Genomic DNA, 14,179 nt, shown 5'->3' with positions numbered 1-14,179 from the left:
ATCGTCATGGCACCGCAGGAGTTGCAGGTTTGCCGGGTCGACTACACAGACCCCGCGCATGCAGCCGCTCTGGTGCAGCTGCTTGATGCGTATGCGTGTGATGTTGCAGGCGGCGGCCAGCCGCTGAGTGAATTTGCAAAAGCAAACCTGCCTTCATCACTCGCCGCGCGCCGTCAGGCCTTCAGCGTGCTGGCCTTTGACGGTCTTGATGCGGTAGGCCTTGTCAACTGTTTTGAAGGTTTCTCGACTTTTGCCTGCAAACCACTGGTCAATGTGCACGATGTCGTGGTGCTTGCCAGCCACCGTGGCCAGCGCGTGGGTGAAAAGATGCTGTCACTGGTCGAGCAGATCGCCCGCGCGCGGGGTGCCTGCAAATTGACGCTTGAAGTTCTTCAGGGCAACAGCAGCGCCATAAAGCTGTATCAGCGCATCGGCTTTGCCGGCTACGAGCTGGACCCGGCCATGGGTCATGCGCAGTTTTTACAAAAATGGCTTACGCCGGAGTCGACCTGATGCACGCCATGTTTCAATCCTGCACCCGTCCTGTCGTTCTGGCGCTGGCTTTGTTGGCGCCCCTTTCATGCCTGGCCGCTGATGAGCCCGCAGCGGCGGGGGACGCAGGGCAGGGCGTCGCCTTCAAATTCACCAGCGGCCTTTACCAGTTGCGCGGCGGCGGCCTGCCCAATGCGGGGGCACTCGACCTCAACCTGCGCGTCAGCGGCAGCTTTGGCAACGCATGGGTGGGCCAGTTCCGCTCACCTTCACAGTCCATCACACAAACACGGCTGGGCTGGGACCGCCAGTTCGATTTCGGCGCGGTGCGCCTCACGCCTTCGCTGGAAGTTGCAACGGGCGGTTATGTGGGCGGTAGCGCCTATCTTGAAGCCGGGCGCACCTGGGTTGCAGGTGTCGGCCTGAGCCGCACCAACCTGCAGAATTTCATCAACCTCAACTTCGACCCGGGTGATGCATACACGCTTGCGGGCGGCTACAGATGGGCAGACAGCAGGTCGCTCATCCTGTCATTGATACGCGACAACAGGCTTAACCCTGACCAGCAGAACGTGCACCTGGTCTACCGCACGCCCATCAGCGGCGGCCAGCGCCTGACGCTTGACGGGCTTTATAAAACCGGCCTGGTCGCAGGTGTCGGGGTGCGTGAGGTGGGCTTTTCAGCCACCTATGACTGGCCGAAGTTTTTTGTGCGTGCCGCCTGGGACCCGAAGGTCAATTTCACACTGCAGGACATGTTCAGGCTGTCTGTCGGTACCAGGTTCTAAATACCAATCCTTTAACCGCCCGCGCTGAGCCTCAATGCCAGCGCCGCCAGCGTCACGCCCAGCACGGGCACCGTCAGCACAATGCCCACCCTGAAATAATAGCCCCAGGTGATGGTCATGCCCTTGCGGGCCAGCACATGCAGCCAGAGTAGGGTGGCCAGCGAGCCGATCGGCGTGATCTTCGGACCCAGATCGCTGCCGATCACGTTGGCGTAGATCATGGCTTCACGCACCGCCCCCGTGGTTTGCGTGGCATCAATAGACAGCGCACCGACCAGAACGGTCGGCATGTTGTTCATCACTGAAGACAGCAGCGCCGTGAGAAAGCCGGTGCCAAATGCCGCGCCCCAGATGCCGCCGCGTGCAAAAAAGTCCAGCCAGCCTGCAAGGTATGCCGTCAGGCCCTGGTTGCGCAGGCCGTAGACCACCAGGTACATGCCGAGAGAAAAAACAACGATCTGCCACGGTGCCTCGCGCATCACCTTTCTGACGCTGATCACATGCCCGCGTGCAGCCACTGCCATAAGCAGGAGCGAGCCCATTGCGGCAATGACGCTGATGGGCACACCCTTGGGCTCCAGCCAGAAAAAACCGATCAGCAGCAAAGCCAGCACCAGCCAGCCCATGCGAAAGGTCGCCACATCACGAATGGCTTCTTTCGGTTGTTTGAGTTGCGCCACCTCGTAGCCTTGCGGAATGCTGCGGCGAAAGTACAGCAGCAACACCACCAGCGCCGAAAGTACAGCAGCCACGTTCACCGGCACCATCACTGATGCGTAGCGGCCAAAGCCGATCTTGAAGAAATCTGCTGAAACGATGTTCACCAGGTTGGAGACCACAAGTGGCAGGCTGCCGATGTCAGCGATAAAACCCGCCGCCATCACAAAGGCCAGCGTGGCGCCGGGGCCAAAGCCCAGCGCCAGCAGCATGGCCATCACGATGGGTGTCAGTATCAATGCCGCGCCGTCATTGGCAAACAGGGCCGACACCGCCGCGCCCAGCAATACGATCAGCACAAACAGCCAGCGCCCGTGACCATTGCCCCAACGCGCCACATGCAGGGCAGACCATTCAAAAAAACCGGCTTCGTCCAGTAGCAGGCTGGTGATGATGATGGCGATGAAGGTCGCAGTGGCGTTCCAGACGATGTGCCATACCGCAGCGATGTCGGTGAGCTCAACCACATCAAAAACGATCGCCAGCAGGGCGCCTGCGCTGGCGCTCCAGCCAATGCCCAGCCCGCGCGGCTGCCAGATCACCAGCGTGATGGTGAACAGAAAAATCAGTGATGCAGTGAGCACAGGTGCTTCCTTGAACAGCAGAATCAAACAAAAAAAAGAAAACTTCAGGATTTCGCCAGTCCGCGGGCGTGCGTCTCAAGCATCAGTTTGTCCAGTCCGGCAGCGGGCAGGTTGACCAGTAACTCCAGTCGTCTTTTGATGGCGTGCAGGGTCTGGCGAAACGCTTCGGCTTTTTGTTCACTGTTTCCTTCGGCATCAGACGGGTCAGGGTAGCCCCAATGCGCCGTTGCCGGGTGGCCTGGCCAGAAGGGGCAGACTTCCCCTGCTGCGTTGTCGCACACGGTGATCACCAGGTCCATTTGCGGGGCATCCGGCTTGCCGAATTCGTCCCAGCTTTTGCTGTGCAGTCCGTCGATGGAGATGCCTGCGGTCTGCAGCGTGGCGAGGGCCAACGGGTTGGGTTGCTGGTTCTCACGTGGGCTGCTGCCGGCCGAGAACGCCTTGAACCGGCCCCTGCCTATGTGGTTGAGGGTGGCTTCGGCCAATATGCTGCGTGCCGAGTTGTGGGTGCATAGAAACAGGACGTTGATGGGTTTGTCAGACATGGTGTGGTGTGCGTGATTTGAAAAACAATATGTTGGGCGTGGGGAGCTCCTGTCTGCGCCCAGACAGTCAGGGGCGGGAGCTCAGCACTCGCTGCAGGCCGGGTCGCTCTTGACCTCGCAGGCACCACCTTCGCAGCAATGCTCCGTCAGGTAGCCCAACAGGGCGTTCATCTGCGCGAAGTCGGCCCGGTAAATCAGGTTGCGGCCGCGCGCTTCGCTGCTGACCAGACCTGAGTGCGCCAGTTCCTTGAGGTGAAATGAGAGCGCACTGGGTGCCAAGCCCAGTTGATCAGCCATCACGCCCGGCGTCAGGCCATCCGGCCCGGCCACGACCAGTGCGCGAAAGGCGCGGAGTCGCTGCGCCTGCGCCAGCGCTGCGAGGGCTTTGACGGCACTGGACTCGTCCATGTCAAAGGCTACGTGGTCTAATTTTTCCATATTTCAAATATAATTGAATTATTGAAATGAGGCAACCAGGAGCACTGCATGAGCAGCATCACGATCTACCACAACCCCAACTGCGGCACCTCGCGCAACGTGCTTGCGCTGATACGCAACACGGGTGTCGAGCCCGAAGTCATTGAATACCTCAAGACCCCGCCCACCCGCGAGAAACTGGTGGAACTGCTGACGCGAATGGCGATTCCCGTGCGCGAACTGCTGCGACGCAAAGGCACGCCCTATGACGAACTGGGTCTGGACGATGCCGCGCTGAGTGACGACGCGCTGGTCGATGCCATCGTGGCCCACCCCATCCTCATGAACCGTCCGGTCGTTGTGACGCCACTGGCCACACGTTTGTGCCGCCCGTCAGAAGCGGTGCTCGACATTCTGCCGTTGCCGCAGCGCGGTGCCTTTGCAAAAGAAGATGGCGAGCAGGTCGTGAACGAGCGGGGAGAGCGTGTTGCCGGGCAGTAGTTCGCCGGCAGATGTGCTGCCCAACATCGCAAACGATCTGTTCAAACAACCCGTAGCCGGCCTGCAGGCGCTGCCGCCTCGCGCCACCCACCCGCCGCGCATCCTTGTGCTGTATGGCTCGGTGCGCGAGCGCTCCTACAGCCGCCTGGCCAGCGAAGAAGCAGCGCGCTTGCTGCAGGCCATGGGCGCAGAAACCAGGACTTTCAACCCCAGCGGTTTGCCGCTGCCCGACGACGCGCCCGAGTCGCATCCCAAGGTGCAGGAGTTGCGGCAACTTGCCGAGTGGTCTGAAGGCATGGTCTGGTGTTCGCCCGAACGCCACGGTGCCATGACGGGCATCATGAAGTCGCAGATCGACTGGATTCCGCTCACCAGCGGCGCGGTCAGGCCCACGCAGGGCAAGACGCTTGCGGTGATGCAGGTCTCGGGCGGCTCGCAGTCCTTTAACGCCGTCAACCAGATGCGCGTGCTCGGCCGCTGGATGCGCATGCTGACCATTCCCAACCAGTCGTCGATTGCCAAAGCATTCCTTGAGTTTGACGAAGCAGGGCGCATGAAGCCCTCGGCCTACTATGACCGAGTGGTCGATGTGATGGAAGAACTTGTCAAGTTCACACTGCTCACGCGCGATGCATCGTCCTGGCTGACCGACCGCTATAGCGAGCGTGTTGAAAGCGCGGAGGCCCTGTCAAAGCGTGTGAACCAGAAGTCCATCTGATCAGGCGCACGGCGTCCGGCGCGAAGGGTAAAGCGTTGGGGAATACCTTTTACCTTTGAACGACAAGTCTGGACAGTTCGACAAGGCCGATAGGCGGGCGTGTCAACCACGGCAGTATGAAAAGACGTTTTGCAAGTCCGCCGGAGATACGATTTATCTGTTTGCTTTCCCCTGCGAGGCGCGCCGCCAGCAGCGGGTCGTGTGTCCCTGCGGCCATCACGCTTTTGTTCAGTACCCAGGCGTAGGGCTCAATACCAGCGCGTCGCAAGTCGTCCTGCAAGGCTGCGGCCTGGGTGACCGGGGTCACCTCAGGAAGGGCGACCAGAATGATTTTTGTGTAATTTGCATCCTGCAACCTCATTAAGGGCGTGATGACCCGTCCCGCGCCGTGGTTCGCAAACTCCTGCATCATTTGCCGGTGGTAGGCACCTGTGGCGTCCATCAGCAAAAGTGAATGGCCGGTGGGCGCGGTATCCAGAACGACAAATGCACTGCGCGCCTCACCGACGACACGTGAGAAGGCATGAAAGACAGCCACTTCTTCGGTGCAGGGGGAGCGAAGGTCCTCCAGCAGCAGGGCTTGCGCCTGCGCATCAAGTGCTGGCGATTTTGCCGCCATGATCTTGTCGATGTAGCGCTGTGTTTCGACTTTGGGGTCGATGCGGTCCACGCGCAAACCCTGCATATCCCCGTTCACTGTGGCTGCCACATGTGCCGCCGGGTCGGTGGTGCTCAGGTGCACGCTGTGTCCACGCTGGACCAATCCAACCGCGAGTGCTGCCGCGACAGTCGTTTTGCCAACCCCGCCTTTGCCCATGACCATGATCAGCCCGTGGCCGGTAGCTGACAGCTCGTCTGCCAAAGCATCCAGTCCCCTAAGATGTTCGAGGTGTCCGGGCATGACGGCCTCGCCGGGCTCAATGCGTGGAGCCGCAGTAGAAAGAAGTGCACGCAGGGCAGGCAAACCTACTGTGTCGAATGCCCGAAGCGGTACCCTGTCTTGGGGCAGTTCAAGAAGTGAAGGCGGCATCTCTTTCAGTGCCTGCTGCCCAAGTGCCTCAATGGCCACAGCAACAGCGTCGGTGTGATCACTGGCGTGAAAATCTCCGTTGATCACAAGACGCTGGTTTTTCAGGCCGAGCGCGTACAGCTCTTCAGATGCGTGCGCCGCCTCGGCAATGGCGCCCTTGTCCGGGCGGGTGACAAGAATGACTGTCGTGACAGCCGGGTCACTCAGGGCGTCAAGCGCGGCCTTGAAGCGGGCCTCCTGCATCTTGAGGCCGGAGTGTGGACCCAGGCAGGATGCACCCTTGTCGTTGTTATCGAGAAACCCGCTCCATGCCTTGGGCAGGCTCAGCAGTCGCAATGTGTGCCCGGTGGGCGCCGTGTCGAACACGATGTGATCAAAATGATGTTCATCTTCAGACAAGAGCGCCGCGAACTCATCGAAGGATGCGATTTCCGTGGTGCAGGCTCCGGACAGCTGCTCCCGTACGGTAGCCAGATCGGTTTCACTCGCTGCCGCGCCCATCTGTGCCAGAACGCGCTCCCGATAGGCATTCGCGGCGGTGTCGGGATCGATATTCAATACCGACAGGCCGGGTGCTCCGGGTACAGCTGCGGGCAGACTCCCAAACTCTATGCCCAGCATTTCATCGAGGTTGGACGCCGCATCTGTGCTGACCAGCAGCACCTTTTTGCCTGCGTCCGCCATGGCCAGGGCAGTAGCAGTAGACAGCGACGTCTTGCCGACCCCCCCTTTCCCGGTAAAAAAAATGTGCCTGGTTGGCAGATTGAGAAAGCCGGGCGCTTGGGACCTCAGCCAGATTTGGTTTTCGTCCGGGGAAGGCAGTTGGCCACTTTGCACAATGGTGTCATCAATCATGACGGATGGCGGATGATGGCGGGCGTTGAGGTCGCGCCTGGTGTGGGCACGACGGCAAATTCCATTTTGGGGAAAGGGTGGGACATGGGGCCTCGCAGTAAACGTCAAGATTAGGCTTTGCAGCGCTGCGCTGCCTTGATGCATGTCAATGACAGCCTGCCCCTCGCCGTACAGCAGCCCAAGGGCGCGCGCTCAGGCCTGGCTGGCCAAGGCTTTTTCAAGCCGCCCCAGCACCGCCCTCCATCCCGCCGCTGTCTTGTCCCTGACTTGCCGCGCAGTGTCGCTGCTGCCCAGGCTGTGCGTCAGCGTCAGGTCGCATTCGCCTGACGACAGCGAGACCAAATCCAGCGCCGCCACGGTTTCATCGCCCGGGAACTGCGGCACGCTGAAGCTGAACACCAGCCGGGACGGGCGCGCAATCTCGATGTAGTGGCCGACATGCTTCACATCCATGGTGCCTGGCTGTCCATCGGGTTTGGGCCGTCGCTCGGTGATGGTGAAACCGCCCGCAGTGACGGCGTTCATCTCATAGACCAGGATTTCGCCGGTTGGGGTGGTGAAGAAAAACTGTTTGGCCATCTCTGGCGTCACCCATGCATCAAAAACGGCCTCATCAGTGGCGGGCATGCGCTGCTTGAGGGTAACGATCACGGGTTCATATGATGCAGGCATCGCGCTCCTTGCAGGATGGTTATTTTGCGGCAGCGTTTCGCTTGCGTGTGGCTGCGCCCTTGCGCGCTGAGGCCGAGCGTTCTGCAGAATTACGTGAAGCAGCGGCTGCACCGCCCAGACGGCCACCCTTGCGGGACGGTGCGTGATTTTCTCCCTTGCCACGGCCAGAGCCTGACTTTTTTCCGCCGCCGGTTTCTTTGTTGACGGTGGCCCAGGCCCTGCGCTCCGCTTCTTCCTTGCCCAGTCCGCGGTCCTCGTAGCCTTCTTCAATATGTTCAGCCTGACGTTTTTGCTTGTCGGTGTATGAAGATTTGTCGCCTCTTGGCATGATGTTCTCCTTTGGTTGCGGGGAACCCCAAAGCTAATGCGTACGTCGGTACACGACGGCACGGGGACGCTCAAAAACAGGTGGGTCATGTCCTACGGCAGGGCGCACCCTCAAACAGGCTATAAGCAGGCAAGCAGCCTTCTAACGACAAGGAGACAAACCATGAAAGTCATATTATTCGGCGCCACCGGCATGGTGGGCCAGGGCGTTATGCGTGAATGCCTGCAGGATGCGGGCGTGACGGAGGTTCTGTCTGTGGGGCGAACGCTGACCGGTCTTCAGCACGCGAAGCTGAAAGAGTTGGTGCACAAGGATTTGCTGGATTACAGCGCTGTAGAGAAACAGCTGGCGGGTTACGACGCCTGCTTTTTCTGCCTGGGCGCGACGGCTGCGGGCCGCAGCGAAGCCGAATATGCCGCCATCAACCACGCCATTCCGGTCGCTGCGGGCACCGCGCTGGCGCGCATCAAGCCCGGCATGACGTTTGTTTATGTCTCAGGGGCCGGCACAGACAGCACCGGGCAGGGCCGCATCATGTGGGCGCGGGTCAAGGGCCGTACCGAGAACGAGCTGCTGCGCCTGCCGCTCAAGGCCTTCATGTTCAGGCCGGGCGCCATCCAGCCCATGAACGGCGAGGTATCGAAAACCGTGGCTTACCGCGTGCTGATCGCAATCTTCAAACCGCTGTTTCCCGTGATGCGCAGCCTGCGGCCTGACAGCATCACCACGACCGAGCGCATGGGGCTGGCCATGTTGAACGTCGCCAGGGCTGGTTATTCGAGGCCGATTCTGGAAGTGCGCGACATCAATGCCGCGGCATCCGGCATTGATGCATAGGTTCCGAGGCTTGCAGAAAATAGTGCATCACAAATAAGACCATAACTGTTTAATGGGTTATATATGATGCATTATTTTCATCGCGAGCTTGTGGCGGCCTCCGAAGGCGTTTTCAGGCGTCAGAAATGCCGTTTTCGGGTCATTTTTGACTGCCTTTTAGGGCTCCAGACCAATAAATACGCACGTGAGCAGCTATATATTTAATAGCAATACCCGGCCTGCGAGCCTTTTGGCTGTCCTGGCCGGACGCCCGAATGGCCTCAACAACAAGGCCTGAAAGCACTGTCACGCAATTGCCATTGAACTGACACGCCTGCGTCACGGCCGGATTCCAGAATTCCGGCATGGCAAACACAGACACGCAGCAAGCAGAGCAGCCACTGGCCACGACGGCCGGGGCTAGCCACCATCCGGTTTACCAGCAGTGCCTGCGCATCCTGCGCTGCACGGCGAGAGCCATGGCCAGCAGTCCCGGCGGCCTGCGCTTCAAGGCCGGCACCCATCCGTGGCTGGAGGGCCTTGAAAACATCACCAGAGGGCGGGGCACGCAGGCCCTGCCGACCATCGGTGACGCCGCATGAAATCCTTCCGTCCCAGCCCCGACTCCCGGGGCTTTTTTTCGGCAAGCAATTTTTTATACACACCCACAGACACGACAACCAGGAGCGCGCCATGAAAGAACTGCCCAACCCTACCTTTGCACTCTCACCAGTGGCCTCACCCCAGTTTTCACGGGGGTCACTTTGTCAAAGCGGTCATGCTCCAGTTCCAGCCGCTGTTCAAAGGCCTGCCGTGGGGAAAATCCAGGTCAGCTGGGCCAGGCACCAGGATGAAGTCCGGCAGGCGCAGCGCCTGAGGTACGAGGTTTTCGCACTTGAGATGGGCGCCAACCTGCCTGCCACGGTGCCCGGCCATGACATCGACCTGTTCGACGACTACTGCGAGCACCTGCTGGTGCGCGACGAAGAAAGCCAGGCGGTCATTGGCACCTACCGGGTGCTGACGCCGACCCAGGCCAAACGCGCCGGCAGCACCTACAGCGACACCGAGTTCGACCTCACGCGCCTGCGCAGCCTGCGCGAGCGCATGGTCGAGCTGGGCCGCAGCTGCGTACATGCCGACCACCGCCACGGCGGTGTGATACTGGCGCTGTGGGGCGCATTGGCCGAATTCATGGGCCGCAACCAGCTCGACACCATGATCGGCTGCGCCAGCATCCCGATGCAGCACAACGGTGTTTCAAGTGGTCATGCGGCAGCCAGCATATGGAAGCAGGTCAGGCAAACCCATCTGGCGCCGATTGAGTACCGTGTTACGCCGAGACTGGCGCTGCCGGTCGAGCAGCTTGATGATTCCATGACGGTCGAACCTCCCGCGCTGATCAAGGGCTACCTGCGCCTGGGCGCCAAGGTGCTGGGCGCGCCCGCATGGGACCCGGACTTCAATTCGGCCGACCTGCCCATGATGATGCGCATCGCCGACTTGCCGCCGCGTTATCAGAAGCATTTCAACAAAGCCGCGACCGCCTGATGCGCAACATGTTTGACGCCATGGGGCCCATGGGCATGTCGGGCAACGGCGGGGTCGGGCCGGATGGTGGCCCGGACAGCGACGACGACTCGCTGCGCAAGCGCTACCGCAGCATCTTCATATCCGACCTGCATTTGGGCACGCCCGGTTGCCAGGCAGCAGCGCTGCTCGACTTTCTGAAAGCCCACCCCAGCGACAACCTTTACCTGGTGGGCGACATCGTCGACGGCTGGCAGCTGCGCCGCAAGTGGTACTGGCCGCAGTCGCACAACGATGTGGTGCAAAAGCTGCTCAAGCGCGCGCGCAAGGGCTGCCGCGTCATCTATGTGCCGGGCAACCATGATGAGTTCGCGCGTGAATTTATAGGCCACCAGTTTGGCGGTATCGAAGTGGTGGAAGAAGCCGTCCACACCACCGCTGATGGCCGCCAGCTCTGGATCATCCATGGCGACTACTTCGACGCCGTCGTCCAGTGCGCCAAATGGCTGGCCTATGTGGGCGATAACCTGTATGAATTCACGCTCAAGCTCAACCGCCACCTCAACAGCCTGCGCGCACGCATGGGCCTGCCGTACTGGTCACTTTCGGCCTACCTGAAGCAAAAGGTCAAAAGCGCGCTCAACTATGTCACCGACTTTGAAGAGGCGGTCGCCAACGAGGCGCGGCGGCGCGGTCATCAGGGCGTGGTCTGTGGGCACATCCACCGGGCGGAGATCCGCGAGATCAACGGGGTGCTGTATTGCAATGACGGCGACTGGGTAGAAAGCCGCAGCGCGCTGGTAGAAAACTACGACGGTTCGCTGGAACTGGTGCACTGGGCGCCGGCACATGAAACACAGGGCAGGGGCCACCATGCGGCGACGTCAACTTCCACCGTTACCGCAAAGGCCAGCCCATGAAGATCGCACTGATTACCGACGCGTGGCAACCACAGGTCAATGGCGTCGTCACCACGCTGGTCGAGCTGGTGCGTGAGCTTGAACTGCTGGGCCACCAGGTCGAGGTGATTCACCCCGGCCTCTTCAAGACGAGGCCGTGCCCCGGTTATGCAGGCATAGACCTCGCGGTATCGCCAAAAAAGGTACTGACTGAAAGGCTTGATGCTTTCCAGCCCGAAGCCATACACATCGCCACCGAAGGCCCGCTGGGCTGGGCGGCACGCAGCTATTGCCTCAAGCGACGGCTGGCTTTCACCACGGCTTTCCACACGAAATTCCCTGAAATCCTCAAGGCTGCGCTCAAGGTGCCACTGGCCTGGGGCTATGCACTCTTCAGGCACTTTCACAAACATTCGTCCGGGGTGATGGTGCCGACTGACGGCGTGCTGCGCATGCTGGAGCAGCGCGGGTTGCGCAATCTGCGCGGCTGGACGCATGGTGTCGACACCAGCCTTTTTACTTACCAGCCCGATGCGCGCCTGTATCCACCCATGGGCGCGCTGAGCCGGCCCGTAGCGCTGTTTGTGGGCCGCGTGTCTTATGAGAAGAATATAGACGCCTTCCTCAAGCTCGATATGCCTGGCACCAAGGTGGTTTGCGGCGTGGGGCCGCTGGAGGCTTCGCTGAAAGAACGTTACCCGCAGGTACGCTGGATGGGCGTACTGCCGCGCGATGAGCTGGCAAAGGTCTATGCCGCCGCAGACGTGTTTGTCTTTCCGAGCCGGTCGGAAACCTTTGGTCTGGTGATGCTCGAGGCCATGGCCAGCGGCACACCTGTCGCGGCCTACCCGGTGGACGGCCCACTGGAAGTGCTGGGCAAGCCCGACGGCAGCTGTCACGGGGGTGTCATGCATGAAGACCTGCAGCAGGCCTGTCATGGGGCGCTGGCCGTACCGCGCCACCAGGCCCGACTGAGGTCGCTGGATTTCAGCTGGGCGCAGGCGTCAAGGCTTTTCCACGATCACCTGGTGCCCACCCGTCCCGGCAGCACAAGCACCGCTTGCAAAGCCCCGGCTGTCACATCAGTATCCACAACTGTCACACCACTGTCATCAAACCGGTAAACACTGGGGTGGTTGTCCCGTTTACCTTCAGATGCAAAGTTACAGTCTGTCAATGCCCCATTCCCACCCGTTGCCGGTCCTGAATGCCTCGGCGCATACCCCTGCGCCTGTGTTGCAGTTTCTGGACCGCGACCACAGCATCCTGGCCTTCAATGAGCGGGTGCTGGACTGGGCAAGGCGCGCGGATGTACCGCTGCTGGAGCGCCTTCGTTACCTGTGTATCGTGTCGTCCAACCTTGACGAGTTTTTTGAAGTGCGGGCTGCGCCTCATCTGACGGCAGCCCAGGGCGAAGATCCCAAGGGCGAGTACACCGCCCAGAGCTTCAAGGCATTGTCAGATGCCGCGCATGACATGGTGGCGCGGCAATACGCGGTCTACAACGATGAGCTGCTGCCTGCTTTCGGCAAGCACGGCATACGCATCGTCTCGCATGGCGAGCGTAATGTAGCCCAGCGCAAATGGGTGAAAGAATATTTTGAGAGGGAAGTGCGCCCGCTGCTGATCCCGGTCGGGCTTGACCCTTCTCATCCGTTTCCGCAGGTGGCCAACAAGTCACTCAACTTCATCGTGCGCCTGGGCGGTCGTGATGCCTTTGGCCGCGAGAACGAAATCGCCATCGTCAAGGTGCCGCGTGTCTTGCCGCGCTTTATCCATATGCCTGCGCGCGGTACCAACAAGGGCACGCTTTTTGTATCGCTCTCAAGCATCATCCGCGCGCACCTGAATGAACTGTTCCCCGGCCGTTCAGTGGGGCAGTTCTCGCAGTTTCGTGTCACCCGGCATTCAGACCTGGCGGTCGATGAAGACGACGTCAAGAACCTGCGCACCGCCCTGCGCCAGGGGCTGGAGCAGCGGCATTACGGCCAGGCCGTGCGCCTTGAGGTGTCGGCGGGCTGCTCTGATTACCTTGCCAATTTTTTGCTGACCCAGTTCAACCTGCCCGAACCCGCGCTGTACCGTGTGCACGGCCCCGTCAATCTGGTGCGCCTGACGCAGCTGGTTGACCTGGTGAACGATCCAGATCTTTTGTTTCCGCAGTACAGCGCGTGTTACCCGACCCAACTGGTGCAGGGGCAATCGTTCTTCGAACGGCTCAAGCAGGGCGATGTGTCCATTCATCAGCCGTTTGAGAGTTTTGACGGTGTGCTGACCTTTCTGCGCGAAGCCGTCAATGACCCGCAGGTGCTGGCCATCAAGCAGACCATTTACCGCACGGGGACCGATTCCGAACTGATGGTGCTGCTGCGTGAAGCCGTGCGCCGTGGCAAGGAAGTCACCGTGGTGGTGGAGCTCAAGGCCCGCTTCGATGAAGAGGCCAACATCAACTGGGCCGAAATGCTGGAGTCGATTGGCGCCCAGGTGGTATATGGTGTGGTGGGGCTCAAGACCCACGCCAAGATGCTGCTGGTAACACGCCGCGAAGGTCGTAACCTGGTGCGCTACGGACACCTCTCAACCGGCAACTACAACCCGAAGACGGCGCGTTTGTACACCGATGTGAGCTACCTCACCGCATCGCCCGAGCTGACGGCCGACATCGACAACGTATTTGTGCATCTGGCCAGCCAGAGCAGGCTGCCGAAGCTGCACCATGTGCTGCTGGCGCCTTTCCAGTTGCAGAAAAAACTGGTCGAAAAGATTGACGGCGCCGCAGAAGCCGCAGGGCAGGGCAAGGATGCCCGCATCGTCATCAAGATGAATGCGCTGACCGACGAAGACCTGATGCTGGCACTGGTGAGGGCTGGCCAGCGCGGCGTGAAGATAGACCTGATCGTGCGCGGCGCCTGCATGTTGCCGGCTCGCGTGCCGGGCGTCACCGACAACATCCGCGTGCGCTCCATCATCGGGCGCTTCCTGGAGCATTCGCGGGTGTTCTATTTCCGCTGTGATGGCGTGGAAGAGCTGTACCTCTCCAGCGCCGACTGGATGAACCGCAACATGCTGCGCCGGGTAGAACTGGCCTGGCCTGTGACCGACCCCGCCATCCGCCAGCGCATCATCGACGAATGCCTGGTGGCCTACCTGCATGACGGGCGGGATGCCTGGGACCTGCAGCCCGACGGAACTTATGTCCGCGTCGGAAAATCTGACAACACAGGACACGGTGCGCAAGCAGCCCTGATGGCACGCTACTTCGCACCGGGGCAAAGGCAGAAGTAGCG

Annotated in this window: 16 protein-coding genes; 10 read left to right on the top strand and 6 right to left on the bottom strand. The window is 60.7% G+C overall.

Annotation, left to right across the window (positions count from 1 at the left end; translation table 11 throughout):
- Positions 1-6 precede the first annotated feature (6 nt).
- Positions 7-513: a GNAT family N-acetyltransferase gene (locus tag HYX42_RS03775; protein WP_293399739.1), complete on the top strand. Its 507-nt coding sequence runs from the start codon at positions 7-9 to the stop codon at positions 511-513.
- Complete coding sequence (locus tag HYX42_RS03770) at positions 513-1,280, top strand: hypothetical protein (protein ID WP_293399737.1); 768 nt, start codon at positions 513-515, stop codon at positions 1,278-1,280. The genes HYX42_RS03775 and HYX42_RS03770 overlap by 1 nt, the downstream gene beginning before the upstream one ends.
- 11 nt (positions 1,281-1,291) lie before the next feature.
- Here the strand turns inward: HYX42_RS03770 and HYX42_RS03765 are convergent, their stop codons facing one another.
- The 3 genes from HYX42_RS03765 to HYX42_RS03755 all read right to left on the bottom strand — a co-directional run bounded on the left by HYX42_RS03765 (position 1,292) and on the right by HYX42_RS03755 (position 3,534).
- A complete protein-coding gene (locus HYX42_RS03765; RefSeq protein ID WP_293399734.1) occupies positions 1,292-2,581 on the bottom strand; it encodes an arsenic transporter in 1,290 nt (429 codons plus the stop codon).
- A 44-nt stretch (positions 2,582-2,625) separates the two neighbouring features.
- The gene (locus HYX42_RS03760) at positions 2,626-3,126 is read right to left on the bottom strand and encodes an arsenate reductase ArsC (protein ID WP_293399731.1); all 501 of its coding nucleotides are present in this window, start codon (positions 3,124-3,126) and stop codon (positions 2,626-2,628) included.
- 81 nt (positions 3,127-3,207) lie between these two features.
- Positions 3,208-3,534, bottom strand: coding sequence for a helix-turn-helix transcriptional regulator (locus HYX42_RS03755; protein ID WP_293400038.1), 327 nt, complete (start codon positions 3,532-3,534; stop codon positions 3,208-3,210).
- A gap of 78 nt (positions 3,535-3,612) precedes the next feature.
- Between HYX42_RS03755 and arsC the strand changes: the two genes are divergently transcribed.
- Together arsC and arsH are read left to right on the top strand one after the other, a co-directional pair.
- A complete protein-coding gene (arsC, locus tag HYX42_RS03750) occupies positions 3,613-4,044 on the top strand; it encodes an arsenate reductase (glutaredoxin) (protein ID WP_293399729.1) in 432 nt (143 codons plus the stop codon).
- Positions 4,045-4,069: 25 nt separating this feature from the next.
- Positions 4,070-4,762 carry an arsenical resistance protein ArsH gene (gene arsH, locus HYX42_RS03745; protein WP_293400037.1) on the top strand — a complete coding sequence of 231 codons (693 nt, stop codon included), beginning with the start codon at positions 4,070-4,072 and terminating at the stop codon, positions 4,760-4,762.
- 49 nt (positions 4,763-4,811) lie between these two features.
- On the opposite strand, the gene arsA is transcribed toward arsH, so the two are convergent.
- From arsA to HYX42_RS03730, 3 genes are all read right to left on the bottom strand, one after another.
- Positions 4,812-6,584: an arsenical pump-driving ATPase gene (arsA, locus tag HYX42_RS03740; RefSeq protein WP_293400035.1), complete on the bottom strand. Its 1,773-nt coding sequence runs from the start codon at positions 6,582-6,584 to the stop codon at positions 4,812-4,814.
- A gap of 255 nt (positions 6,585-6,839) precedes the next feature.
- Positions 6,840-7,319: an SRPBCC domain-containing protein gene (locus HYX42_RS03735; protein WP_293399727.1), complete on the bottom strand. Its 480-nt coding sequence runs from the start codon at positions 7,317-7,319 to the stop codon at positions 6,840-6,842.
- Positions 7,320-7,338: 19 nt separating this feature from the next.
- Positions 7,339-7,647, bottom strand: a complete 309-nt coding sequence (locus HYX42_RS03730; protein WP_293399724.1) for a plasmid stabilization protein — start codon at positions 7,645-7,647, stop codon at positions 7,339-7,341.
- Between the two features lie 162 nt (positions 7,648-7,809).
- Here HYX42_RS03730 and HYX42_RS03725 point away from each other — a divergent pair, with 162 nt between their 5' ends.
- The 6 genes from HYX42_RS03725 (at position 7,810) to ppk1 (ending at position 14,177) form a co-directional block, all read left to right on the top strand.
- The gene (locus HYX42_RS03725) at positions 7,810-8,484 is read left to right on the top strand and encodes an NAD(P)H-binding protein (RefSeq protein ID WP_293399722.1); all 675 of its coding nucleotides are present in this window, start codon (positions 7,810-7,812) and stop codon (positions 8,482-8,484) included.
- Between the two features lie 344 nt (positions 8,485-8,828).
- Entirely contained in the window at positions 8,829-9,065 is a 237-nt protein-coding gene (locus tag HYX42_RS03720; RefSeq protein ID WP_293399719.1) for a hypothetical protein, read from the top strand.
- Positions 9,066-9,156: 91 nt separating this feature from the next.
- Positions 9,157-10,014 carry a GNAT family N-acyltransferase gene (locus HYX42_RS03715; RefSeq protein WP_293399716.1) on the top strand — a complete coding sequence of 286 codons (858 nt, stop codon included), beginning with the start codon at positions 9,157-9,159 and terminating at the stop codon, positions 10,012-10,014.
- Positions 10,014-10,913 (top strand): UDP-2,3-diacylglucosamine diphosphatase, encoded by a 900-nt coding sequence (locus HYX42_RS03710; protein WP_293399714.1) that lies wholly within the window; start codon positions 10,014-10,016, stop codon positions 10,911-10,913. Before HYX42_RS03715 ends, HYX42_RS03710 begins: the two co-directional genes overlap by 1 nt.
- On the top strand, positions 10,910-12,016 hold the full coding sequence (locus HYX42_RS03705; protein ID WP_293399711.1) for a glycosyltransferase family 1 protein: 1,107 nt from the start codon (positions 10,910-10,912) through the stop codon (positions 12,014-12,016). The genes HYX42_RS03710 and HYX42_RS03705 overlap by 4 nt, the downstream gene beginning before the upstream one ends.
- 52 nt (positions 12,017-12,068) lie before the next feature.
- Positions 12,069-14,177 (top strand): polyphosphate kinase 1, encoded by a 2,109-nt coding sequence (gene ppk1, locus HYX42_RS03700; RefSeq protein ID WP_293399709.1) that lies wholly within the window; start codon positions 12,069-12,071, stop codon positions 14,175-14,177.
- The last annotated feature ends 2 nt before the right edge of the window (positions 14,178-14,179 follow it).

Source organism: Polaromonas sp. (assembly GCF_016185115.1).
Taxonomy (GTDB): Bacteria; Pseudomonadota; Gammaproteobacteria; order Burkholderiales; family Burkholderiaceae_C; genus Polaromonas.
The sequence above is the reverse complement of the archived record's forward strand: the minus strand, read 5'-3'. Positions and strand labels throughout refer to the sequence as shown.

Bases quoted from the DNA above. Each gene is read 5' to 3' on its own strand.
- HYX42_RS03775 (WP_293399739.1), top strand. From the start codon at position 7: ATGGCACCGCAGGAGTTGCAGGTTTGCCGGGTCGACTACACAGACCCC.
- arsC (WP_293399729.1), top strand. From the start codon at position 3,613: ATGAGCAGCATCACGATCTACCACAACCCCAACTGCGGCACCTCGCGC.
- HYX42_RS03710 (WP_293399714.1), top strand. From the start codon at position 10,014: ATGCGCAACATGTTTGACGCCATGGGGCCCATGGGCATGTCGGGCAAC.
- HYX42_RS03705 (WP_293399711.1), top strand. From the start codon at position 10,910: ATGAAGATCGCACTGATTACCGACGCGTGGCAACCACAGGTCAATGGC.
- HYX42_RS03735 (WP_293399727.1), bottom strand. From the start codon at position 7,319: ATGCCTGCATCATATGAACCCGTGATCGTTACCCTCAAGCAGCGCATG.
- HYX42_RS03730 (WP_293399724.1), bottom strand. From the start codon at position 7,647: ATGCCAAGAGGCGACAAATCTTCATACACCGACAAGCAAAAACGTCAG.
- HYX42_RS03770 (WP_293399737.1), top strand. From the start codon at position 513: ATGCACGCCATGTTTCAATCCTGCACCCGTCCTGTCGTTCTGGCGCTG.
- HYX42_RS03725 (WP_293399722.1), top strand. From the start codon at position 7,810: ATGAAAGTCATATTATTCGGCGCCACCGGCATGGTGGGCCAGGGCGTT.
- HYX42_RS03760 (WP_293399731.1), bottom strand. From the start codon at position 3,126: ATGTCTGACAAACCCATCAACGTCCTGTTTCTATGCACCCACAACTCG.
- ppk1 (WP_293399709.1), top strand. From the start codon at position 12,069: ATGCCCCATTCCCACCCGTTGCCGGTCCTGAATGCCTCGGCGCATACC.
- HYX42_RS03720 (WP_293399719.1), top strand. From the start codon at position 8,829: ATGGCAAACACAGACACGCAGCAAGCAGAGCAGCCACTGGCCACGACG.
- HYX42_RS03755 (WP_293400038.1), bottom strand. From the start codon at position 3,534: ATGGACGAGTCCAGTGCCGTCAAAGCCCTCGCAGCGCTGGCGCAGGCG.
- HYX42_RS03715 (WP_293399716.1), top strand. From the start codon at position 9,157: ATGAAAGAACTGCCCAACCCTACCTTTGCACTCTCACCAGTGGCCTCA.